20 protein-coding genes are annotated in these 23045 nt (G+C 60.2%); 18 read left to right on the forward strand and 2 right to left on the reverse strand.

Going from position 1 to position 23045, the window contains the following annotated elements; all coding sequences use genetic code 11:
- Positions 1 to 35: 35 nt before the first annotated feature.
- On the reverse strand, positions 36 to 308 hold the full coding sequence (locus L6R21_10265; protein ID MCK6559570.1) for an HU family DNA-binding protein: 273 nt from the start codon (positions 306 to 308) through the stop codon (positions 36 to 38).
- Between the two features lie 163 nt (positions 309 to 471).
- Here L6R21_10265 and L6R21_10270 point away from each other — a divergent pair, with 163 nt between their 5' ends.
- The 18 genes from L6R21_10270 (at position 472) to L6R21_10355 (ending at position 20511) form a co-directional block, all read left to right on the forward strand.
- Positions 472 to 1197: a hypothetical protein gene (locus L6R21_10270; GenBank protein MCK6559571.1), complete on the forward strand. Its 726-nt coding sequence runs from the start codon at positions 472 to 474 to the stop codon at positions 1195 to 1197.
- A gap of 223 nt (positions 1198 to 1420) precedes the next feature.
- The gene (locus L6R21_10275; protein ID MCK6559572.1) at positions 1421 to 2221 is read left to right on the forward strand and encodes a histidinol phosphate phosphatase; all 801 of its coding nucleotides are present in this window, start codon (positions 1421 to 1423) and stop codon (positions 2219 to 2221) included.
- Between the two features lie 38 nt (positions 2222 to 2259).
- On the forward strand, positions 2260 to 2427 hold the full coding sequence (locus L6R21_10280) for a hypothetical protein (protein ID MCK6559573.1): 168 nt from the start codon (positions 2260 to 2262) through the stop codon (positions 2425 to 2427).
- A 144-nt stretch (positions 2428 to 2571) separates the two neighbouring features.
- Positions 2572 to 3174: a hypothetical protein gene (locus L6R21_10285; GenBank protein ID MCK6559574.1), complete on the forward strand. Its 603-nt coding sequence runs from the start codon at positions 2572 to 2574 to the stop codon at positions 3172 to 3174.
- 58 nt (positions 3175 to 3232) lie between these two features.
- Positions 3233 to 4189, forward strand: coding sequence for an NHL repeat-containing protein (locus L6R21_10290; protein MCK6559575.1), 957 nt, complete (start codon positions 3233 to 3235; stop codon positions 4187 to 4189).
- Positions 4190 to 4501: 312 nt separating this feature from the next.
- The gene (locus L6R21_10295; protein ID MCK6559576.1) at positions 4502 to 8014 is read left to right on the forward strand and encodes a hypothetical protein; all 3513 of its coding nucleotides are present in this window, start codon (positions 4502 to 4504) and stop codon (positions 8012 to 8014) included.
- A gap of 103 nt (positions 8015 to 8117) precedes the next feature.
- Entirely contained in the window at positions 8118 to 8384 is a 267-nt protein-coding gene (locus L6R21_10300) for a DUF2281 domain-containing protein (GenBank protein MCK6559577.1), read from the forward strand.
- 31 nt (positions 8385 to 8415) lie between these two features.
- On the forward strand, positions 8416 to 11325 hold the full coding sequence (locus tag L6R21_10305; GenBank protein MCK6559578.1) for an SUMF1/EgtB/PvdO family nonheme iron enzyme: 2910 nt from the start codon (positions 8416 to 8418) through the stop codon (positions 11323 to 11325).
- 388 nt (positions 11326 to 11713) lie between these two features.
- Positions 11714 to 13417: a BamA/TamA family outer membrane protein gene (locus L6R21_10310; GenBank protein MCK6559579.1), complete on the forward strand. Its 1704-nt coding sequence runs from the start codon at positions 11714 to 11716 to the stop codon at positions 13415 to 13417.
- Positions 13418 to 13429: 12 nt separating this feature from the next.
- Positions 13430 to 14305 (forward strand): geranylgeranylglycerol-phosphate geranylgeranyltransferase, encoded by an 876-nt coding sequence (locus L6R21_10315; protein MCK6559580.1) that lies wholly within the window; start codon positions 13430 to 13432, stop codon positions 14303 to 14305.
- 353 nt (positions 14306 to 14658) lie between these two features.
- The gene (dtd, locus tag L6R21_10320; protein MCK6559581.1) at positions 14659 to 15126 is read left to right on the forward strand and encodes a D-aminoacyl-tRNA deacylase; all 468 of its coding nucleotides are present in this window, start codon (positions 14659 to 14661) and stop codon (positions 15124 to 15126) included.
- Positions 15123 to 15737: a Maf family protein gene (locus L6R21_10325; protein MCK6559582.1), complete on the forward strand. Its 615-nt coding sequence runs from the start codon at positions 15123 to 15125 to the stop codon at positions 15735 to 15737. The genes dtd and L6R21_10325 overlap by 4 nt, the downstream gene beginning before the upstream one ends.
- A complete protein-coding gene (locus tag L6R21_10330) occupies positions 15734 to 16615 on the forward strand; it encodes a DUF4115 domain-containing protein (GenBank protein MCK6559583.1) in 882 nt (293 codons plus the stop codon). The genes L6R21_10325 and L6R21_10330 overlap by 4 nt, the downstream gene beginning before the upstream one ends.
- A 169-nt stretch (positions 16616 to 16784) precedes the next feature.
- Positions 16785 to 18158, forward strand: a complete 1374-nt coding sequence (gene mpl, locus L6R21_10335) for a UDP-N-acetylmuramate:L-alanyl-gamma-D-glutamyl-meso-diaminopimelate ligase (protein MCK6559584.1) — start codon at positions 16785 to 16787, stop codon at positions 18156 to 18158.
- 23 nt (positions 18159 to 18181) lie between these two features.
- Entirely contained in the window at positions 18182 to 18814 is a 633-nt protein-coding gene (locus L6R21_10340) for a hypothetical protein (protein ID MCK6559585.1), read from the forward strand.
- 346 nt (positions 18815 to 19160) lie between these two features.
- Positions 19161 to 19328, forward strand: a complete 168-nt coding sequence (locus tag L6R21_10345) for a DUF4160 domain-containing protein (GenBank protein MCK6559586.1) — start codon at positions 19161 to 19163, stop codon at positions 19326 to 19328.
- Entirely contained in the window at positions 19312 to 19584 is a 273-nt protein-coding gene (locus L6R21_10350; protein MCK6559587.1) for a DUF2442 domain-containing protein, read from the forward strand. Before L6R21_10345 ends, L6R21_10350 begins: the two co-directional genes overlap by 17 nt.
- 348 nt (positions 19585 to 19932) lie before the next feature.
- Entirely contained in the window at positions 19933 to 20511 is a 579-nt protein-coding gene (locus tag L6R21_10355) for a hypothetical protein (protein MCK6559588.1), read from the forward strand.
- 229 nt (positions 20512 to 20740) lie between these two features.
- Here the strand turns inward: L6R21_10355 and katG are convergent, their stop codons facing one another.
- Complete coding sequence (katG, locus tag L6R21_10360; protein MCK6559589.1) at positions 20741 to 22921, reverse strand: catalase/peroxidase HPI; 2181 nt, start codon at positions 22919 to 22921, stop codon at positions 20741 to 20743.
- Positions 22922 to 23045 lie beyond the last annotated feature (124 nt).

The following is a 23045-nucleotide window of genomic DNA, read 5'->3' on the forward strand; positions in this document are numbered from 1 at the left end:
AGCGTGATCGCCGGGAACGTGGGCCGTCGGCCCGCTCAGTTCTTGAGCGCCGCGTCTTTGGCCGCTTTGGCGATGCGGAACTTGAGCACGGTCTTGGCGGGAATCTTGATCGCTTCGCCGGTCTGCGGGTTGCGTCCCATGCGCGCTTTGCGCTTTACCACCACGAGCTTGCCGATGTCGGGGATGGTGAAGCCCTTCTTGGCTTCCTTGGCCGCCAGGCGGGCAAGCTCCTGAAACCACTCCATGGATTGCGCGCGCGTCATTTCGAACTTCTCGGCGAAATGCTTGATCAATTGTCCTTTGGTCATGGGACCTGCGCTTGCCATAATGCTCTTCTCTCCTCGATTAGGTTGTGAATAGAAGGTGATACAGCAGGTAAACAGGCGCGCCGCATGCGTGCGGCGATGTTTTCACGTGCCAATTGACGCGGCTAAGATAGGCAGAAATTCAAGTGAAGGCAAGCATTTTCTCATGTGCCTGCGCGGAAAACCGCAAAAAATGCGGGTTTTTTGCGGATTTCGCCTGGCGGGTTGCGACAACGGCCGCGGCGCCGCGCTGCGCAGCGATTGCCGACCCGCAAAAATAGCGCGCCAAATCGCGCTGGCGGCCATGCCGGGTGCGCATACTATTTTTGTGCGCTGCAAAATTCGTCTTGCATATCGCAAATTGAACGATTATTTTTTGCCGCGTCAAGCGAGCCTAAATCACGCGTGTGATACGCAATTTCCAAACTCTTTTGTGGAGGAAGCGATGGACAATTGGCCTTATTCCCCCTCAGATGACGACGACGAGGAGAGCTACGATCCCGCGGATTCTGAATTGAACCCCACAGAGTCTGACGAAGACGAACCGTTTGGCAGCTCGTTGTCGGATTCGACCTGGTCGGAGGGAGAGGAGGAAGAGGAGGACACGAGCGCCGGCATGCCGGAAGCCGGCATGGAACCCATTCCTGCGCCGATGCCAGCCAAAGCCGCTCCCAAACCGGCCGTGAAGAAGAAAGCCGCTGCCAAGAAAAAAGCCGCCAAAAAGGTTGCCAAGAAGGCAACCAAGAAGAAAGCTGGAAAGAAGGCAGCCAAGAAGACGGCCAAGAAGACAGCCAAGAAGAAAGCCGTCAAAGTTGCCAAGAAAAAGACAGCCAAAAAGACTGCCAAGAAAGCGGTCAAGAAGACGGCCAAGAAAAAAGCCCGTCGTCGCTAGAGCCGCTTCCGCTCCTGTGAAACTCGCTTTGCCGGCGGCGGTGCGCTGCCCCTCGTCGCGATTGCACTTACCCTCCGCTCATTTTCCTTGCCTTCGGCGCAAGGGTCGGAGGGTAATTCGTTTTGGACCTGCACCAGCAGGCCCGCTGCTTTGACGGGAAATTGCCATCAAACTGATTCGAATGTCCGGTCGCCCTCGGGCCCGCCCCATTGCGTCGCTTGCCATGAATGCCAAAGACCTGCAAACCCGCCTCGATGCCGCGCTGGAAGCCTGCTGGCGTGCCGGTAAAATCACGCTGGAATATTATCAGGCCCATCCCCTCACCGAAATCAAATCCGACGGCTCGCCGGTTACCATTGCCGACAAGCGCGCCGAACAGGAAATTCGTGGCTGGCTGACAAAGTATTTCCCACAAGACGCCATCGTCGGTGAGGAGGAGGGCGCGGGGCCCAAGTCCGAGGCCGGCACCTGGTACATCGATCCCATTGACGGCACGCGCAGCTTCGTGTGCGGCGTACCGTTTTACGGCGTCCTGCTGGCCTATGAAATCCATCAGGAAGTGGCACTCGGCGTCATCAATTTCCCCGCCCTGGAAGAAATGGTGTGGGCTTTGCGCGGCCACGGATGCTTTTGGAACGGCCGGCGCGCGCACGTCTCCACGATCACAGAATTGCCCGAGGCCACCTTGCTCGCCACTGATTTCTTTGCCATGGACCGGCTGGGGCACACCGCGGCGCGGGAACATTTGTGCGCCAATACCAAGCTGCAACGCACCTGGGGCGATGCCTATGGCCATTTTCTCGTCGCCACCGGCCGCGCCGAAATCATGCTCGATGCGCGCATGTCGGTGTGGGATTGCGGCCCGCTGCTGCCGATCATTGAAGAAGCCGGCGGCCGTTTCACCGACTGGCAGGGGCAGGCCACCATTCACGGCGACAACGCGTTTTCAACGAACGGCCATCTGCATCAGGCGGTGCGGCAGATTCTGGCCGGTGAGGCGGGTGACCATCCGGCCGTGACTTGAAAAAAAATTCTCAACGGATACCGCAGGAGGGCACCAAGATGGCTCGAATCGATGGACCAAAATCAACCGCACAGGTCGAGGCGGATATTCGCCAGATAGAAACCGAGGAAAAGATTGAGCGCATGGCCTCGTTCTTCACCCCATTCTTGCGAGCGATCCTGCTGACCGCCGCGGTTCTCTACATTTTCAACCGTCTCATCTTTTGACAAATTTGGTCGGTGCCCTGCGCCGCAGGCCGGTCAATCCTCCGGTCTCGCCTGGGCTTGCCAGCGGCTGGCGGCGCGAAAGGCCGGGATCGCCTCACTCACTGTCAACATTGGGCAGGCCAATATGCCGATAGGAAAAACACCGTGACCCCAAAACTCTTCTTCTTTGCTCTGGTGTTCTGCGCCGGCGTGGCCTCCGCCCAGTTTGGCGAACAGCCTGCAGACCGGCTGATGCTCGCCGGCAGCGCCGGCATGTTTCGCGTCAACCACGAAAATTTCACCCGCATCTACGGCCGGCGCAGCGGCTTGGCGCTGGGCGGCGCCGCGGTCGTCAAGATCCGAACGCCCTACCATCTCGTGGTGAAATACCGCCGCTTCACGCTCGAACACGAGGTGACGGCCGGAGACGTGCCCGCGCAGTTGGAGTGGCAGGAAAGCTGGATCAACGCGGGTGTGCGCTATCTCAATCGCGGCCCGGGCAAAGTGGGCAATTTTTTCGGCTTCGGCCTGGCCTTTTTCCGCGTCGAAGAAAGCGGCCCGCTCAGCCTGTTTCGTGAAGCGGGCGTCGAACGCAACGCCAGCGGTTTCTTTCTCGATCTCGGCCTCGATTATCGTTTTGTCAGACGCGCCGCCTTCTTCATTGAATTCGAAATCACCTCCGCCACCATCGGTGGCGGCACCGGCTTTGAAGGATCGAGCGTCGGCGGCTACCTGCTCAACGCCGGCCTGCATCTCTCGGTCTGGTAGGAGAGTTTGTTCCGGTGCCCGTCTGTCAGCCAACTTTTTCAGCGAGAACTCACGGCCAGTGCCTGTGCGATTTTTGATTCTCTTCCTGCTGCTGCAGATCCTTGCCGCCGGCGCCGCCGCCCAGCCGGTGTGGCACGCGCGCTTCGCCGGCAGTTTGCTCGGCGATACGCTGAACACTCGGCCGCTTGCCCAGCCCGCCGCGCTGGCGCTCGACCCCGACGGCAACCTCTATATCGCGGATACCGGCAATCATCGCGTGCTCAAATGCGATCCGCAAGGCCGGCTGCTGCGGGAAGTGGGTGGCTTCGGCTTCGATCAGGAACAGTTCGACCGGCCGGTCGATGTTTGGGCAGGCAATGGACTGGATGTCATCGTGGCCGATTACAACAATCACCGCCTGCAGCGCTTTGACCGGGACTTGAATTTCATTGCCTCTTATTCCAGTGCAGAAGCGCAGGAGCAGAGCTTGCAGTTCGGCTATCCCGCCGCGGTTGCCCTCTCTCCGCAGGGCGAGCTGTTCGTGGCGGATCATGAATTCAAGCGGCTGCTGCGTTTCGATGTTTTCGGCAAGCCCAAAGCCAGCTTCGGTGATTTCAACTGGGGCGAGGGCGGCCTGCTCCGGCCCGCAAAAATCCTGATCTCCGGCGCGGGCGAAATCTTCGTGAGCGATTCCGTGCGCCACGCCATCATGACTTATGACGCCTTCGGCAATTTTGTGGGCGCGCTCGGCGCGGGCTTGCTCGACCGGCCCTGCGGCTTGGCGGAGTGGCGCGGCCTCATTTGGGTCGCGGATCGCGGCCACCAGCGCATTGCCGGCTTCCGCCGCAGCGGCGAACTGGTTTTCGAATTCGGCCGGCCCGACTCGGCAGCGCCAAGCCTGCGCGCGCCGGTTGCGCTTGCGCTGCGGTCAGCGAGTCCGCCCGGCGGTTCGCCAAATGCCTCCGGCCGCGCCTTTGTGCTGGACGCCGGCCACAATGCTGTGCTCGTTTATGAATTGACCCAAAATTCAAATTGACCTCATAGCGGGGCAATAGCCGCAACCAAATTCAACCGTGAAGTCGCAAAGGACGCCAGGCCCGTTTTCCTTTGCGTTCTTCGCGCCTTCGCGGTCGTGATGGTTTTTAGAGTAATATTCTGTATTCTACCGCACGCACCCAGGAGGACGGCCTCAGGCAAATTGCGACCAGCAAATTCGCTCCGGTTTTCGCCAGACCCCGGACGGTAAAATGATCGTTCATCGCGTTTGAATTCTGACTTCATGCCTGCCTCTTGCCGTTCACATGCAGTGCGTTCGCCGGCGGTCCGCCCAGGCCCGTGCCTGTGGCTGTTGCGCTTCTTTCTGAGTCTCACCTTCTCCGGCGTACTTTTCGCGCAAGCCACGCCCCCCGATTCACTGCCCGTGTCGTTGGCACTGCGACAGTTCAAATTTGCCGCGGTTGCCGACACCGTCACCCTCGCATTGCCGGACAGCTTCATCATCACCCAATCCGACACGCTGTTTTGCGGTGCCGATCGCTTGCCGCGCGGGCCGGATTATCGCATTGATTACGGCCGCGCCCGCCTCACCTGGCTCGGCGGCAGCACCGCGTGCGACAGCCTGGTGCTGCGCTATCGCATTCTGCCGGTGCGGCTGCCGGCCCGGCTTTCACTCTTTCAACTGCAGCCGCTCAGCGCCGACAGCCAGAAAACCGCCCGCGGTGAAATTGAAAGCCTGGTAAGCACGACCCAACCGGCGGCCGGCTTCACGCGGAATTTGGGCGCCAACCTGGTCAAACGCGGCAGCCTAACGCGCGGCCTGAGCCTGGGCACGAATCAAGCGCTCACCGTGGATTCCGGCTTGCGCATGCAAATCGCCGGACAAATTGCCGAAGGCGTGGAGGTCGTGGCCGCGCTCACGGATCAGAACACGCCGATTCAACCGGAGGGCAATACCCAAACGCTGCAGGAAATCGACAAAGTCTACGTGCAGTTGCGCAGCCCGACCTTCAATGCCACCCTGGGTGATTTTGAAATCGCCTATGGCGGCAGCGAGTTTGCCCGCTACGGCCGCAAGCTACAAGGCGCGCGCTTCAGCCTGGGCAAAGCCCCGGCTGCATCTTCGCCGGGTGAAAGCGGGCCGCGCCAATTCGAACTCACGCTCTCCGCCGCGGTTTCCAAAGGGCAATACGCAACGAATGAATTCAACGGCATCGAGGGCAATCAAGGGCCGTATCAGCTCAAGGGTGAGCGCGGCCAGATCGACATCATCGTGCTGGGCGGCACCGAGCGCGTGTGGATCGACGGCGAGCTGATGACGCGCGGCGAAAACAACGATTACGTCATCGAATACGCCAACGGCCAAATCACCTTCACGCGACGGCGCCTGATCACCGCCGATTCGCGCATTACTGTCGATTTCCAGTACTCCGATGAACGCTTTCGCCGCAGCCTCTACAGCGGCCAGGGCCTGCTCTCCGCCCTGCAAGACAAAGTGAGATGGCAAACCACCGTGCTGCACGAAGGCGACAACAAAGACAATCCCCTGAGCTTCACGCTCGGCGAAGAAGAATCGGCGGCGCTGGCGCAGGCCGGCGATCAGCTCGCCGTGCGTGAGGGCGCAGTGCGGGTGACGCCGCCGGCACGTGGGGATTACATTCGCCTCGACACGACGGCCGTCATTTACAGATACGTCGGCCCGGATTCCGGCGACTATCGCGTGACCTTCTCCGACGTCGGCGAGGGCCGTGGCGATTATCGCTTGCGCAGCTTCGGCCACTATGAATTCGCCGGCAGGAACCAAGGCCGCTATCTGCCCGTGATCCTGCTCACGCCCGCGCGCAGCCATTCCGTCATCGACAATCGTCTGGCGCTCGCGCCCTGGCAAGGCGTGTCGTTGATCAACGAACTGGCGCTCAGCCGCCTCGATCAAAATCTCTATTCCGGCAAGGATGACGCCGACAACAGCGGCCGGGCCTGGTTGACTGCCCTGCAGGTCGAGCAGCGGCCGCTCAAGGTGGGCAATTCGAACTGGGGACAAATCGCGCTCCAACTCAACTACCGCAACAAAACCGCGCGCTATCGCGACCTCGACCGCAGCGAGGTGGTGGAATTCAACCGCAAATGGAATCTTGCCGCCGCTGCTGCCGCCCATGCAGAAGACTTGCTGGAATCGACCGTCACCTATCTTCCCACTACGGGTTGGCGCTGGCAGGGCAGCCTGGGCCGTCTCGCGCGCGGCAGTTCGCAAGCGGCAGCACGCTGGGAAATCAACACCGACCTGCGGCGCAGAGGCTGGCCCGAGCTGCGCTACAAAATCGAAAACATCACTCGTGAAGAAAAGGAAACAGATTCGGTTGCCACGGCAACCGCCGATCTGCCCACCACCTCCGGCTGGCTGCGGCAGCGCGGCAACCTCACGTGGAAGCTCGGGCGCTGGACGCCGCTTGCCGGCTACGAGGCCGAAGACCGCAAGGACACCTATGCCGATTCCGCCAGTGGTTTTCGTTTTCAAAGCGTCACCGCCGGGCTGGGCGTGGCGGTGAGCCGCCAACTCTCGCTGGAAGCTTCACTGAACGAACGCCAGGACGAGGCCCGCACCCGCCTGGGTCCGCAGCCCGCTTCGACTGCACGCACGCAAAACTATGCTCTGGATTTGAAGCAATGGCGCGCGCTGGCGCTCAATTTCAATTTCACGCACCGCGAGCGCGTATTTGCCGGCGACACGATCCCGGCCACCCGCAGCGATCTCGCTGATTTGCGCATCACCTTTGCGCCTTTTCGCCGCGCGCTCAACACCGACTGGCAGTACCAAATCACCAACACGCAAGCCTCGCAGCAGCAGCGCGTTTTCTTCAAAGTTGAGCAAGGCCGGGGCAACTATCGCTACGATCCTGAGCAGAACGAGTACCTTCCGGATCCGTTGTTCGGCGATTATGTGTTGCGGCTGGTGAATACCGAGCGGTTCGTGCCGGTTGCAGAAGTGCGGCTGCGCAGCAACATTCGTCTGACCTTTAGAGAACTGTTCTCTCCCCGGCCGGCCGAAGCCGGCATGCCGCCGCGCCGCTCATGGTGGGCACGCCTGCTCATGCCGGTTTCGCTGAATACGTTTTTGCGGCTGGAGGAAAAAACGCAGGATCCGGAGGTCTGGCAGATCTATCGCTTGCAGCTCTCGCGCTTTCAGGATGAGAAGCTGACTCTCTTCGGCACGCAGAGCGTGCAGCAGGAAATTTATCTCTGGGAAAACCGCCGCGAGCAGTCCCTGCGCTATCGTCTCACCGCGCTGCGCGAGCGCAATAATCAATTGCTGGATGAAGGCTCGCGCCGCACGCAACTGCAGCACGAATGGCGCCTCACCTGGGCGCTGTCGCCGCGCCTCACCAGCCAGAGCGAACTCAAGCTCAACCGGGAGGACCGCACCTTCGACACCGCGCGCCGGCTCGACCGGCTGGTGCGCAGCCGGCAGGTGGAAGTTGAGCTGTCCTATCGCCCGCAGCCGCTGCTCGAGCTGGCGCAGCGCGGCGGCTTGGCGATTGATAGGGATTTGTATTCCGATGCCACGCGCGAGCCGGTGCGCGCGCAGGCAATCTTTCTGCGGCCGCGGCTGGCGTACTCGCTGCGCGGCAGAGGCCGGCTGCAGGGTGAGGTGGAGTGGGTGCGCGTGACCGCTGCGCCCGCCGGCCAGGTGCTGCCCTACGAGCTGGCAAAGGGCAATCGCGCCGGCACCACCTGGCGCTGGAACCTGTCCGCCGAATATCGCGTGAGCAGCAACGTGAATTTCTCGGCGACCTATCTCGGCCGCCGCGAGCCGGACCGGCCGCAGACGCTGCATCTGGGCAAGGTGGAGATGCGCGCGTTTTTTTGAGCTATGATCGCCGGTGAGGTTGTTGACTTTTGTGGGGTGATCGCGTACTTTCTCTTTCACAAAATCAATCCTTTCATCAGAAGAATAATCTTGAGGGCAAGTCATGGAACAGGAGAGTATTTGGCGGCAATTCAATACCTTGCCGATCGAGGCCAAACGCGAAGTTATTGACTTCATCGCCTTTCTGCAGATCCGCTATGTGCGGCCAGCAGCCGAAGGGAAAAAGAGGAAACCAAAACTGAAGAAGGAGCCTTTTGTCGGGATGTGGAAGGATCGCGAAGACATGAGCGGCAGCGTGGCCTGGGTGCGTGATTTGCGGCGGCGCGAAAGGCTTGACTTTGCTGCCTTACCCGTAATGTCAAATTTATAGCACGCGTACAGAGTGCACGATAGCATTGCCTATGCAAACCAAACGCGCCCTCCGCATCGTTTTATCCTCCCCCAGCGACGTTGCTGATGAATGCCGCGCGCTGGAAGGCGTCATCGCGGAATTGAATCGCGGGGTGGCGCACGAGCGCAAAGTCACCCTCGAATTGACCCACTGGCAGACCGACGCCTATCCCGGTTTTCATCCCGACGGCCCGCAGGGCGTCATCGACCCGATTTTGAATATTCAGGATTGCGATATTTTGCTCGCGATCTTTTGGAAACGGTTTGGCACGCCGGCAAAGGGCGCTGCCTCCGGCGCGGAGCATGAGATCAGAACCGCGATCAAAGCGCGGCAAGATAGCGGCCGGCCGTGGATCATGATCTATTTCAAAGAAGCCGATCGTCCGCTGAAGACGCCGGAAGAGCTGCGGCAATATGCCGCTGTGCTCGAGTTCAAACAGGAAATCTCGCCGTTGGGTTTGTTTTGGACGTTTGAGGACACCGCTGATTTCGAGCGCAAAGTGCGCCAGCATTTGACGCATTATATTCTCGATCACATCCATCCCACCGCAGGGGAACCTACTACGGCCAGCTCGGCAACACGCGTCCAGGAATTGATCCGCAGCCACCGCCGGAATTTGCAGCATAAGTTCTCGACCATCCATCTCTTCGGCGAAAAACGCCGGCGCTCAATAGACGCGGGCGACATGGCGGATATCGAGCACGGCTTCGTGCCGCTGCATTTGTTGGACTGGCGGGAGGAAAACAGACCGCCCGCCGTGCCGCTCGACATTGACAATGTGTTTTTCAATGACACCCCGCCGCGGCACTTCTTGTTGCGCGGCCTGCCCGGCAGCGGCAAAACCACGTTGCTGCGCTACCTGGCGCATCGTTACGTCGGCGCGGACAGCGATTGCATTCCCGTTTACTTGCGCTGCAAATCTCTCGACTTGAGCGAGGCCACGCTGGAAAATTTTGTGCAACAGCAGCTCAATCAGGACAGTGACAGCCCCGAGATTTTCGCAGCACTGTGCGCCCAAGAACGTTTTCTCGAAAAGAACATGGTTTTGCTCTTTGACGGCCTCGATGAAATCGAGCAAGCGGAGACCGGCAATCGCATCGCCGCGGAATTGGAGAAGTTGGGCCGCAAGTATCCGCGCGCGAAGATCATCGTGGCCAGCCGCCCGATTGCGTTGCGGCAGGGTGACTTTGCCCAATTTCGCCGCTTCGACGTGCTGCCGTTAACGCCGGCGATGATTCAGGCCTATGTCGAAAAATGGTTTGCCGGCGAGCCGGAGAAAATCGCCGCACTCGAGCAGAGCCTGGCGCAGCGGCGCCGCATTCGCGATTTGGCCGCCAATCCGTTTCTGCTCAGCATGATCTGCTTCACCTTCGAGCAGGGCGGGGACGCGGCCCTGCTCGAACGCCGCAGCGATCTCTATGAAGAATGCACCCAGTATTTGCTGCGGCGCGCTTATGATCCCGAGAGCAGCGCCTCCGCCAAAAGCAATTACGAGCATACCATCGAAATTTTGAAAGATGTATCCCTGCGCTTTTTCCTGTGGAAGGAAGATGATTTTCCGGTTGACCATGTGAATGTGATCGGCCGGGCCGCGCTTTCAGCCGAAACCCTGGGCCGGCCGGAAGATTTTCTCAACCGCCTCGAGCGCGAAACCGGTTTGATTCAACGCGCGAAAGAGGGCTTCACCTTCGTGCATCGCTCGCTGTGGGAATATTTTACCGCGCTGGCCTTGCGCGATAAAATTAACGATCCTCGGCGAAAACTCTCGGGGACAAACTTCGTCATCCGTCACGCTGCCAATCCCGATTGGGAGGAAGTGGTGCGGCTTTATGCCGGGCTGCTGCAAGACCACAAAAATGTTGTCGAATTGGTCAACGGCCTGTGGAACCTCAATCGGCCGCTGGCCCTGCGCGTGACCACCGAAGTGAAAACGCCGGCCCTGGAATTGCTCAAACCTCTGATTGATCAAGAAGAGGGCAACCAGAGCAAGCTGCTACTCATTGACAGCCTTGAACAGTCATTGCACCTGATTGCGCCAACCGAACAGCAAAAATTGGTGCAAGAGACGCTGGACATTTTGCTGATCAAATGCGCCGAACGCGATTGCGAAGTGATTTACCACGGCCAGGAATTGTTGGAGAGGCTGGGCATGCAGCCGCTGCAACCCGGCGGCTTGATTTACGAGTTGTTCGATCTCGACCACGCCGCCGAACGCCAGCAAAAATTGATGCGCGATCCCGACAATCATTTTGAATGGATCGAAGTGGAAGGCGGCGAGTTTTGGATGGGCGATGATGAGCACGAACCCCACGAACGCCCCGCGCATCAAGTCAAACTGAACAGTTTTTGCCTGGCTAAGCATCCGGTAACCAATCGCATGCAAAAGGACTTCCCCTTTGGCGACAAGTGCGGCCACGGCGGCGACGATTGCCCGGCAGTAGGCAACACCTGGTTCGAGGCCCATTATTTTTGTTTGTGGCTTGGCGGCCGGCTGCCCACCGAGGCAGAGTGGGAATACGCGGCGCGCGGTGGCAAAAAAGCGAAACGCACGCAGTACTATTTTGGCGATGCCGTCGAGGAATTGCCCAAACACGCTTGGTTCGGCGACACCGCCCGCCGCCAAGCGCATGCCGTGAATGAACCAAATCCCCATACCGGCAAAGAGAACCTCAATCCGCTTGGGTTGGCGAACATGCTGGGTAACGTCTGGGAATGGTGCGCGGATTGGTATGATTCCGACTATTACGACGAAAGTCCGGAGGAGAATCCGATAGGTCCGGAAACAGGTACTCAACGGGTTTTGCGCGGCGGGTCGTGGGACTACAATCCACTGATCGTGCGCTGCGCCTATCGTATCAGGAACAGTCCCACGTATCGTAACTACCTTATGGGGTTTCGCTGCGCCCAGGACAGTCGTTGATATGAGGTTACCCTTTGAGTTCTTTTTACGCTTTCTACCCTTTTGGCGCGAGCGAAGCGAGCGCCTCGAAATTTTTTGGAAAACCGAAGTGTGGTAGTAGCTCCTTTGGGAGCCTCGTTTGTGATTGCAGGCAGGCGCCACAAGGCGCTACTACAAACCTCGTGTCGAGGCGGACTCCAAGCAGCGGATGTTGCGAGCCGTGGAAGACCGATGACTCATGAGTCTCCGTCCAAAAACACCACCGCCCGGGCGCTTTGTCATGAACGATCCCCGCGGTTATTTGATTTGCACACGCTTCATCGTTGACCGCCCGGGCGGTCTCCCCGTTTCTCGACAGAGACGAACTGCAACTGCCGCTCTCTTGCTGCTTGTTTCTTTCCTGCCTGGCATGTGCCTCTCGCAAACCAAACCCGACAGCGCCGCGGCCGACTTGATCATTGTGCGCGATGGCAAGGTCATCCCACTTCACCAAGCCGGCCTCGGCAAGTCCGTGGCGCAAACACCGGCCGGCCTTGCGGAAGTGCAGCGGCAAGTACTGGAACAGCTTCGGCAGCAACAGTTCTATTTCGCCGGCATCGACAGCATCATCGCGCGCCGCGCGCCGGGCGCCAAGACGGCAGGCCTTCATCTGTATCTCAGCTCCGGCCCGCGCTTCGAGCTGGCGGCGCAACTGCATGCCGGCGACAGCCTGCGCCGCGAGCCGGAATGGCTGCGCGAATTGCGCGGCCGGCGTGATGAAACCGAATGGCGCGAGCGCCTGCAAAATATTCTCACCGGTCTGGCGCGCGCCGGCCGGCCGCTGGCGTCTCTGCAGCTCGACTCCGTCACCGTTGCTCCGTCTCACCAGGCTGCCGAACGCCAGGCGCTGCTGCATTTCAAGCTCGATCCCGGTCCGGCGGTGCGCCTCGATTCGATCGCCGTGCACGGCAACAAAGTCACGCGGCCCAACGTGCTGCTGCGCGAGCTGCCGATTCAGCCCGGGGATGAATTCAACCTGGAGAAAGTCGAGAGCATTCCCGGCCGGCTGCTGCGGTTGGGTTTCCTCAAGGCGGTGGCGCCGCCGCAATTGCGCCGTACCAGCGCCGGCCGCTATCTGCTCGATCTCACCGTGACCGAAGGCAACAGCAATTTTCTGAATGGCGTGGCCGGCTACAATCCCGGCAGCGGCGGCGAAAAGGGCTTCCTCACCGGTTTGATCGATTTGAAATTCGGCAACCTGCTGGGCACCGGCCGGCTGGTCAACGCACGCTGGGAAAAACGCAGCCGCGAGACGCAGGAACTCGGGCTGCGCTATCGCGAGCCGTGGGTGGCGGGCTGGCCGCTGCATCTTGCCGGCGGCTTTCAGCAGTTGATTCAAGACACGCTCTACGTCGAGCGGCGCTGGGAGATGACGGCGGAGATTCCCGCAGGCGGCCGCCTCACGCTCATCGGCCAGCTTGTGCGCGCAACGGTTTCGCCGGACTCGCTGGCAGCGGTGCAGCTCGGCCTGCCGGAGAGCCGCGTCGCCAGCGTCGTGGCCGGCCTGCGCTATGATTCGCGCGATGACTTGATCAATCCCCGCAGCGGCGTCTACTACGCGACTTCCCTCGAAACCGGCCGCAAGCGCGTGGCCGTCAGCGCAGGCCGCCGATCGTTTTCCCGCAAAAAACTCACCATCGATTTCGAGTGGCTGCTGCCGGTGCGCTGGTCGCAGGTGCTGAGCCTGGCTTTGCGCGGCCGCGAAGTCACTTCAGGCGAGCCGTATCTCGCGATTACCGATCAGATTCGATTTGGCGGCGCCACCACGCTGCGCGGTTATCGTGAGGAGCAATTTCGCGGCAGCCGGGTGGCGTGGAGCAATCTGGAATATCGCTACTTGCTCTCGCGCCAATCCCGCGCGTTCGTGTTTTTGGATGTGGGCTACTACTTCCGCGAGGAACCGGTGGCGGGCGCGGCGCCGGCGCTGGCCACCAGCGAAGCATTCAAGCGCTCGTACGGACTCGGCGCGCGGGTTGACACACCGCTCGGCATCGTGGGCCTCGACTATGGCCTGGGAGAGGGGGATGATTTGCTCAACGGCAAAGTGCACGTGAGCCTGGTCAACAGTTTTTGAGAAGGAAGAAAAATGGCTGATCTCGCCGCTGCGATTCTGATCACCCGCCCGGCCAATGTGGCAATCGCCGGACTGTCGATTTTGCTGGCGGCGGGGCTGGTGCGGCCCTTCGTTTTCAGCACCAATGTCGTGTGTGCCATCCTCGCCGGCATGCTGATCACAGCCGGCGCCAACGTCATCAACGACGTTTATGATCTCGCCATTGACCGCATCAACAAGCCCGGCCGCATCCTGCCGGCGGGCCGCATGTCATCAGCCCAGGCCAAGCGCTACGCGATATTTCTGTTTGCTTGCGGCGTAATTTTTAGTATATTTGCCAGCCTTTTCGGCGCTGTGATTGCGTTCGCGACCAGTCTGCTGCTCATCGCGTACAGCCGCTGGTTCAAGCGCCAGCCCGTGATCGGAAATCTGGCGGTCAGTCTGGCTACTGCGTTGTCATTCATCTTTGGCGCGCTTGCCGCCGGGGAGGGGGCAGTGGCGTTAGAGCACGCAAACCTCCCGTTCGGCACTTGGCGGCCAGGAGTTTTTCCTGCCGTGCTTTCCTTCCTCTTCCACTTCGGCCGGGAAGTCATCAAGGACATTGAAGACCAAGCGGGAGATCATGCGGCCGGCGCCCGAACCCTGCCCCTGGCTTTTGGCCTGCGGCCGGCGCAACTCATCGCCTCGTCAGCGTTCATCCTCCTGGCGGGAGTCGTTTGGCTTCCCCACTTGACCGGCATGTATCGTCAGCCCTATTTGTGGATTATTCTGGCCGGCGTCTATCCCGCCATCGGCTTCACCCTCTGGCAGCTCTGGAAAAATCCGAGCGTCACTCGCATGCGGCTGGCGAGCCGCGTGCTCAAAGCCGATATGCTGGTGGGGCTGCTGGCGATCTATGCGGGGAACTAGGGAGCTGTTGACTTGATTGGTTGAAGTGGCCTCTCATTCTGTCATTCGGACGAATCTTGTGAAATACTCGGTACTGTGCCCCAACTTTCACAACCTCCAGTGAAGCCTCGAGCGTGGCGCCGAGCCCTTCACAGGATTCCTCCTGAATGTCACCGAGAATCACTTCTCATAGTGTCCGTCCGAAAACGTTCCAACCTCGGCTGAGCCGAGGTTTCTAAGACTTCGGAGGGCGTGAAAACTCTGAGAGTTTTGAAGAGCAACGGCCAAGCTGTTACAGGAACGTTTTCGAAATCTTGGCAATTTGGGACGGACACTAAACAGATCTTGCGTCTCGAGTTGATGATCAGACAGCCATGCGAGCACTTCTCCAACGCGTGCAAAAAGGTTCGGTCAAAGTCGATGGCCAAATCGTCGGCGCGATTGAGCAGGGTTTGGTGATTCTCCTGGGCGTCGCCAGGCACGATACCAGCGCGGAGGCGATCGCGCTCGCCAACAAATGCGTGAACCTGCGCATTTTCGCAGACTCGAACAGCCATTTCAATCACTCCCTGCTCGAAGTGGGCGGCGGCATCCTGGTGGTGTCGCAATTCACGCTCTATGGCGACACGCGCAAAGGACGGCGGCCGGGCTTCGAGGAGGCGGCGCGTCCGGAGCAGGCCGAACCGCTCTATCGCGCTTTCATCCGGCAGTTGCAGCAGCACGGCTTCACCGTGGCCGAGGGCGTGTTTGGCGCCATGATGCTGGTCGAAATCCACAACGACGGTCCGGTGACGTTCCTGCTCGAGTCCAAACCACAAACCGACAAAAGTACCGCTGCATGAATTTCCCGCTGGCCATGCCCAACAAGCCGATCATTCTCGCTTCTTCTTCGCCGCGCCGGGCCGAGCTGCTGCGCAAGATCGGCCTGCAATTCGAGGTTCATCCCAGTCACGTCGATGAGGAAGACGGCGTCTATCATCTGCCGCCGGCGGAGATGGTCGCGGAACTGGCGCGGCGCAAGGCGCTGGCGGTGGCCAAGCACTATGACGCCGCGCTCGTGATCGGCGCCGATACCACGGTCGTGCTCGACAACGCCGTGCTGGGCAAGCCCGCAACGCCGGAGGAGGCCTGCGCCATGCTCGCCCGCCTCGCCGGCCACACGCATCAGGTTTACACCGGCTTCGCCATCGTTGACCAACCCACCGGCCGGTTGGCGCAGGGCATCGAACGAACCGAGGTCACGTTTCGCGCGCTGCAGCGCGAGGAGATCGCTGCTTACGTGGCGAGCGGCGAACCCATGGACAAGGCGGGGGCCTACGGCATCCAGGATTTCAGCGCGGTCTTTGTCGAGCGCATCTCCGGCTGCTTCTACAACGTCGTGGGCTTTCCGCTCACGCGTTTCTACCAAACCTTGCAGGAGTTTTGTGAGAGCTTAGCGCAGGTGAAGGCATGATCGAAATTGGTGAGAAACTCAAGACAGCGCGCACCAGCAAGGGACTTCAACTCACAGACCTCGCCAACCGCACGCGCATCAATCTTGCTTATTTGAAGAGCATGGAAGAGGGCCGCTTCGATTTTCTGCCCAAACCGATTGTGGTTGGCTTTTTGAAGACATTCGCCAAGGAAGTGGGGCTGGATGGCAATGCCCTGGCGCTGGCACTGCAGCCTCCGCCACCGGCCCTGCCAGAGGCGGAGCCGCAAACCGGACGGGCGCTGGCCGCCCCTGCCTCGGCACCGAGCGAGGCGGAGGAGCCCAAGCTTGAAATCCCGCGTCCGGGTTTTCCTTATCTCAAAGAAGTGGTGATTGGCCTCGGCGTACTGGCGCTGATGGCGCTGCTGCTCTACGTGGTGGCGCAAAGGCCGCATGAACCGCAAGTCCGGGACTTGCCGGCCGCCGAACAACCACAGCCGCAAGTGAGCGACGGACCGGTGCAGGAAATCTCGCTGGCGCAGATGGCGGCCGATGCTGCCCGCCAGGCCCAACCGGATTCCACGGCTGTGCCCAAACCCGCCCAGGTCACCTTGCAGGCAAGAATCAAGGAACGGGTTTGGCTGCAAGTGACGATCGATGATTCATTGACCACGGATTCCATTTATCCGCCTGGCTTGCCGCAAAGCTGGACGGCGAAGCGGAAATTCCGCATTCGCATGGGCAATGCCGGCGCCGCCACGTTTCTCCTCGAGGGCAAGGACTTGGGCAAGATCGGGGAGGCCGGCCAAGTGGCGGATCTCGTGATCACGCCGGCGGGCATCATCGATAAACACTTGCGCCTGCCGCAGCAGCGCCGCACCGAACGCCAGATTCCCGAGGTGCGCATACGGCCGAATTGAGAATGGCTTGATTTCTCAGAAATCTCTCCTCTCTCGGCACACGGCTCCGTGTCATGATTGTTCAGAATTCTATACTGCAATTGCTTCTTCAATTCGCATAAGGACGACGATGTCTCAAAGGATTCACTTGATTGCGATTTGCGGCACAGGAATGGCCGCGTTGGCGGGTATGCTGAAAGAACGCGGCTATGAAGTCTCCGGTTCGGATGAGAATATCTATCCGCCGATGAGCACGTTTCTGGAAGCGAAGGGCATTCCGGTGGTATCGCCATTTGCCGCGAAAAATCTCCAGCCGCCGCCGGATCTCGTGGTGGTGGGCAATGCCATGTCGCGGGGCAATCCCGAAGTCGAACATGTGCTCAATGAACAGCTTCGCTACGTTTCGCTGCCGGAATTGCTGCGGGAATATTTCGTCCGCGGCAAATACTCCTGCGTAGTGGCCGGCACGCACGGCAAAACCACGACCAGCAGCCTGTTGGCGTGGAGCCTGCATCACGCTGGCTGGGCGCCCAGCTTCTTCATCGGCGGCATTCCGGAAAATTTCGGGCAGGGCTACCGCCTGGGCAGCGGCCGGCATTTCGTGCTGGAAGGCGATGAGTATGACACCGCCTTTTTCGACAAGCGCGCGAAGTTCCTGCACTATTTGCCCAATCTCGTCATACTCAACAACGTCGAATTCGACCACGCCGACATCTACCGCAACCTCGACGAAATCCAGCTCGCCTTTCAACGCCTGATCAATATCATCCCCGCCAACGGTTTTCTGATTGCCAATCAGGATGACGCGATCGTGCGCACGTTGGTCAAGCGCGCCTTCTGCAAAGTCATCTCCTTTGGCACCACCGAACCCGCCGACTGGCGGGCGGTGGATATTCGCACCCGCGAGCAAGGTGTGGAGTTCTCCGTCGTGCGCGCCGGTGCCACGCTCACGCGCGCCTATCTGCCGTTGGCCGGCGAACATAACGTCAAAAACGCGCTGGCCGTGCTCGCCGCCGGCGACGTGTTGGGCCTGTCGCTGGAGCAACGCTTGGCGGCGCTCGCTTCCTTCCGCGGCGTGCAGCGGCGGCTGCAATTGCGGTTGGATGACGGCCAGCATCTCGTGTTCGACGATTTCGCCCATCACCCCACCGCCGTGAAGGCCACGCTGGCGGGTTTGCGGCAGCGGTTCCCAGAGCGCCGGCTGTGGGCGGTGTTCGAGCCGCGCACCGCCACCACCAAGCGCAAAGTTTTCGAGCGAGATTTCATTGCGGCATTTGCCGCGGCTGATCACGTCGTGTTTGCCCCCATGCACCGCGTTGACAAGGTGCCGGAGGCGGAACGGCTCTCCCTACCGGCGGTAATCGAGGGCATCCGTGCCCAGGGCATACCGGTTGACCTCGTGCCGGCGGGGAGTGAAATGGCTAATTTCATCGCGCGCCAACTGCAAACCGGTGACGTCGTGCTCTTCATGAGCAACGGCGATTTTGGCGGGACACCGGCGCTGTTGGCGAGCCGACTCATGTCCGCGGCGGAGGCTGCCAATGCCGCCCGCCGGGACAGTTAACATCTATCGGTACGAGGAGAACCATGACCGAACAACATGATCATGAAGCACCGGCGGTCAACCCGGAAGGCAGTTCGACGGCAGCCGGTCATTCCGAACCAACCGAGCGTCGCAGACCTGCCGGCGGCCGGCGGGAATTCAAAGAAGGACGGCCGCGCGGTGGCCCCCGGCGCGGCGGCAAAGGCTTTGGCGGCGGGCGTTTTCGTGACCGCCAGGAAGAACCGCCCGATCCCAAAATCACGCAACTGATTCACGAGGTCGAAGAAAAACTCAGCGGCTCGCACGGGCCGGTGCAACTCCCGCAACTCAATCCCTTCGAGCGCAAGCAAGTGCACCGCCATTTCGAACGCAACAAGACGCTCTACGAAACCAAGACCTACCGCGACGGCGATGATCACGTGCTGTGGATTTTCCCGGTGGCCAATCTCAAGAAATTCGTGGAAGGCAAGGCGCAGGAGGCCCTGGAGAGCGGGGAGGACGTCGCGCTGCCGCCGATGAGCAGTTACGAGCGCTTCATCGTGCACAACGTGCTCAAGGAATTCGGCAGCATCGAAACCTCGTCGGTGGGCGAAGGCGCCGAGCGCCACATCGAGATTCACCCCAAGAAGTTCGGCCGCAGCCTGAAACGCATCGCGAAGAAGATCAAGCTGTTTTAGCGGCGCTGCCCTTCGGTGCCGCTCAGAACATGGCATGGCCGCTTCGCTCTGATGCGCCGCAGCCCGCCCAAGAGTGGTTGCCGCCTTGACGTGAGTGGCACGGCTGAGCTTGACGAAGCCTCCGCCCAGCGGCCGCGGCATTAGCGGCGGCTTTGCCCTTGCCCTTCGCAAGCCGTTGCTGCTCCGTAAGGCGGGCAAGTGGTCAGCGCCAGGGGACTGGCACCCCTGAGTTCATACCCATGCTGGGCGTACAAACTTTCAAGCGTTAATACCTCGGATGTCAACTGTTCGAAATGTTTCCGGCCCGTATCGGTTCTTTTTTTACAGTTTCGATTGCAACGAACCAATGCATGTCCATGCACGGCGGGAAGGAATGACGTGCAAGTTCTGGCTTGAACCCATCGCGCTCAGCGAGAATCATGGCTTTTCGCCAAATGAACTGAATCGTATTCGTCGAATGGTGCAATCCAACATTGACAGAATCATCAAGGCCTGGTATGAACACTGTGGTTGACAATATCGAACCCCGCATCAAGCATGTTGAAGTGACCGAGGATACGGTTACGGCGTATCTCGTTGATGGCCGTGTAATCAGTGTGCCTTTGGCATGGTCATGGCGTCTATCCGATGCAACGGCGGAGCAACGGAACAACTGGGAACTTATTGGTGACGGTCAAGGCGTCCACTGGCCTGATATTGATGAGGACATTAGCGCCAAGGGTATGCTTTCCGGTGTTCCTGCCCGCCGTCCTCAGCACGTAGTTGTCTGAAATTCAGCCGCACACAAAATCATATTGTAAGACCAACATTTCGTTCTTGACCAAGTCAACTGCCGCGGCCAACCGGTTCAGGTCAGGATTCTCTCCCAGCGTCCCACACCACCGGATATACGATATACGACCTTGTTTGAAGGGACATCCCACGGAGTGAACTGCGAATCCCAATGAACTGGACCCAGACTCAGCCTTCGAGGCAGCACCCTAACAGGCAGGCGACGTTCCTGACCCCTTCGGCAAAACTCAAGGCACGCTCCCGCTCGCTGCCGTGCGGCCAGTTTCCGACAGACCTTACTCTGTGGTTTTGTCCTTGCCTTTCGTTTTGAAATCTCGGGTTTGAAAATGTGGGCAACCATCCAGATCGTTTTGGGCTTGCTCGGTGTGTTGCTGGCCTTGGGTGGAAGCAGATTGTCCCTGCCGATGGCGACGTCTGCCGGTATCGCCTGTTTTGCCTTGGCCTCCGTGGCAATCGGCTGGGAAGCTATCCTCACCCGCAAAATCGTCCTGGGCAGCCGATTTCGAGGAACGCAGCAAACCTACTCCGGCGCAGCAGCAATCCTGCAGGGCATTCTGTTCAACCTGCTCGGGCTCTTTCTCATCAGCCTGACCGTCCTGATCCATTTGAACAACGGGCGTGAACTCCTGCTGTACTTTGCACGCCGCCCCGGGCCGCTATTGATCCTGTTCGGGGCGCTTTGTCTGATGCAAGCCGTGATTTCATTCGCCGGTTCGCTGGAAGACCGGGAAGGTCCGCGTTGGATGGTGATTTTGAGCCTGCTGGCTTCCCGCCGGTTGCCGGCGCTGATTCTGGGAATGGTGGGAGTGGGCGCGACGGCGTTGGGTTTCTTCGAAATCATCGCACCGGATATGTTCGACCAGATGGGTGGGGGAGTATTGGAAATACTGTACGGGAGGAGGTAACTGAACGCAAGGAACCCAATCCACTCGCGACCGCGGAGTGCTACTCAGCCCAGCATGCTCCTGGACGTTCCATGATGCGTGCCCGCGGTGGCGGAGGCATGCGTTGGGGAGCACAATGTCACTGCAGTCATCCGGCCGCCAGTGGATGAGGTGCGGAATCCGCGCGGCCTCGCTCCGGCCGAAAGATTACTGCGGCCAGAGCGAGCGGCGCAGCGCGGAAACCATGAAATCACGCCATCTCGAAGCGATCCAGGTTCATCACCTTGTCCCACACCGCGACAAAGTCGTGGACGAACTTTTCCTGGGCGTCCGTGCTGGCATAAACTTCCGCCAGGGCGCGCAGCTCGGAGTTGGAACCAAAGACGAGATCGACGCGGGTGGCGGTCCATTTGGGCGCGCCGGTTTTGCGGTCGCGGCCTTCGAACACCTCCTGGTCTGCACCAACGGCCTTCCACTCCGTACCCATGTCGAGCAGGTTGACGAAAAAGTCGTTGGTGAGCGCACCCGGCCGCTGCGTGAGCACGCCGTGGCGGCTGCCGCCGAAGTTGGCGTCGAGCATGCGCATGCCGCCGATGAGCACCGTCATCTCCGGCGCCGTAAACGTCAGCAATTGCGCTTTGTCGATCAGCAGCGCCTCGGCGGGCACGCTGGACTTCGCCTTCTGATAGTTGCGAAAACCATCGGCGAAAGGCTCGAGCACGGCGAAGGATTCGGCCTCAGTCTGCTCTTGCGAAGCATCCATCCGGCCCGGCGTGAACGGCACCGTCACATGGTAGCCCGCATTCTTCGCCGCTTGCTCTACCGCCGCGCAGCCGGCCAACACGATCAGATCAGCCAGCGAGATCTTCTTGCCGGACTTCTGGCCGCGGTTGAATTCGCTCTGGATGCCTGCCAGCGTGTTCAGCACTTTCGCAAGCTGCTCGGGCTGATTGACTTCCCAATCCTTTTGCGGTGCCAGGCGAATCCGTCCGCCGTTGGCGCCGCCGCGCTTGTCCGAGCCGCGGAAGGTGGAAGCCGACGACCAGGCGGTGTAAACAAGTTCCGAGACCGACAAGCCGGAGGCCAGCACCTTGGCCTTGAGCGCCGTGACGTCCCGGGTGGTGACCAGCTTGTGATCGACCGCCGGGATCGGGTCTTGCCAGATCAGTTCTTCCGCCGGCACCTCGGGGCCAAGATAGCGGGCGCGCGGACCCAGGTCGCGATGCGTGAGCTTGAACCAGGCGCGGGCGAAAGCATCGGCGAACTCCTCCGGATGTTCGTGGAAGCGCCGCGATATTTTTTCGTAGATCGGATCGAAACGCAGCGACAGGTCGGTGGTCAGCATGGTGGGCGGATGCTTCTTGTTCGGGGCATGCGCATCAGGAATCACTGCGGGCGCGCCCTTGGCAACCCACTGCCATGCACCAGCCGGACTTTTGGTCAGCTCCCACTCGTAGGCGAACAGGTTCTCGAAAAAGTTGTTGCTCCATTTCGTCGGTGTCGTGGTCCAAGTGACTTCTGGGCCGCCGGTGATGGTGTCAGCGCCCTTGCCGGTGCCATGGCTGCTCAGCCAGCCCAGCCCCTGCGCTTCGATGGGTGCGGCCTCCGGCTCGGGACCGACAAGGCTCGCCGATCCGGCGCCGTGAGCCTTGCCGAAGGAATGGCCGCCGGCGATCAGCGCCACGGTTTCTTCATCGTTCATTGCCATGCGCCGGAAAGTCTCGCGGATGTCGCGCGCTGCAGCGAGGGGATCGGGATTGCCGTTCGGGCCTTCGGGGTTCACGTAGATCAGACCCATCTGCACGGCAGCAAGAGGATTCGCCAACTCGCGGTCGCCAGAGTAGCGTTTGTCTTCGAGCCACTTGCCTTCTGCACCCCAATAGACGGATTCATCCGGTTCCCATGCGTCTGCCCGGCCGCCGGCGAAGCCGAACGTCTTGAAGCCCATGGACTCGAGCGCGACATTGCCGGCGAGGATCATGAGATCGGCCCAGGAAATCTTGCGGCCGTACTTTTGCTTGATCGGCCACAGCAGCCGGCGCGCCTTGTCGAGGTTGGTGTTATCAGGCCAACTGTTGAGCGGCGCGAAGCGTTGCTGGCCGGCACCAGCGCCGCCGCGGCCGTCGGCGATGCGATAAGTTCCTGCGCTGTGCCAGGCCATGCGGATAAAAAGCCCGCCGTAATGGCCGAAATCCGCCGGCCACCAGTCCTGTGAGTCGGTCATCAGCGCCGCCAAATCCTTCTTCACCGCCGCCAAATCCAGGCTCTGGAACTCCGTGGCGTAGTCGAAGTCTTCGCCCATGGGATCGGAGAGCGAAGAATTTTGGCGCAGGATTTTAAGATTGAGTTGATTGGGCCACCACTCGCGGATGGTCTTGACCTCGCCGGCAGCGGCGGTGTGGTGGACGGGGCATTTTGATTCTGTTGACATGAATTCACCTCGCGTAATTGATCGGCATTTACCTGCTTATCGCGACGGCTGCTCGCGTTGATCAGAAATTAAAGTTACTGATGCCGGCTTGATATGTCCAAGACACAGTTTGAATGAATGTGAT

It is taken from the genome of bacterium (assembly GCA_023150945.1).
GTDB lineage: Bacteria > Zhuqueibacterota > Zhuqueibacteria > Zhuqueibacterales > Zhuqueibacteraceae > Coneutiohabitans.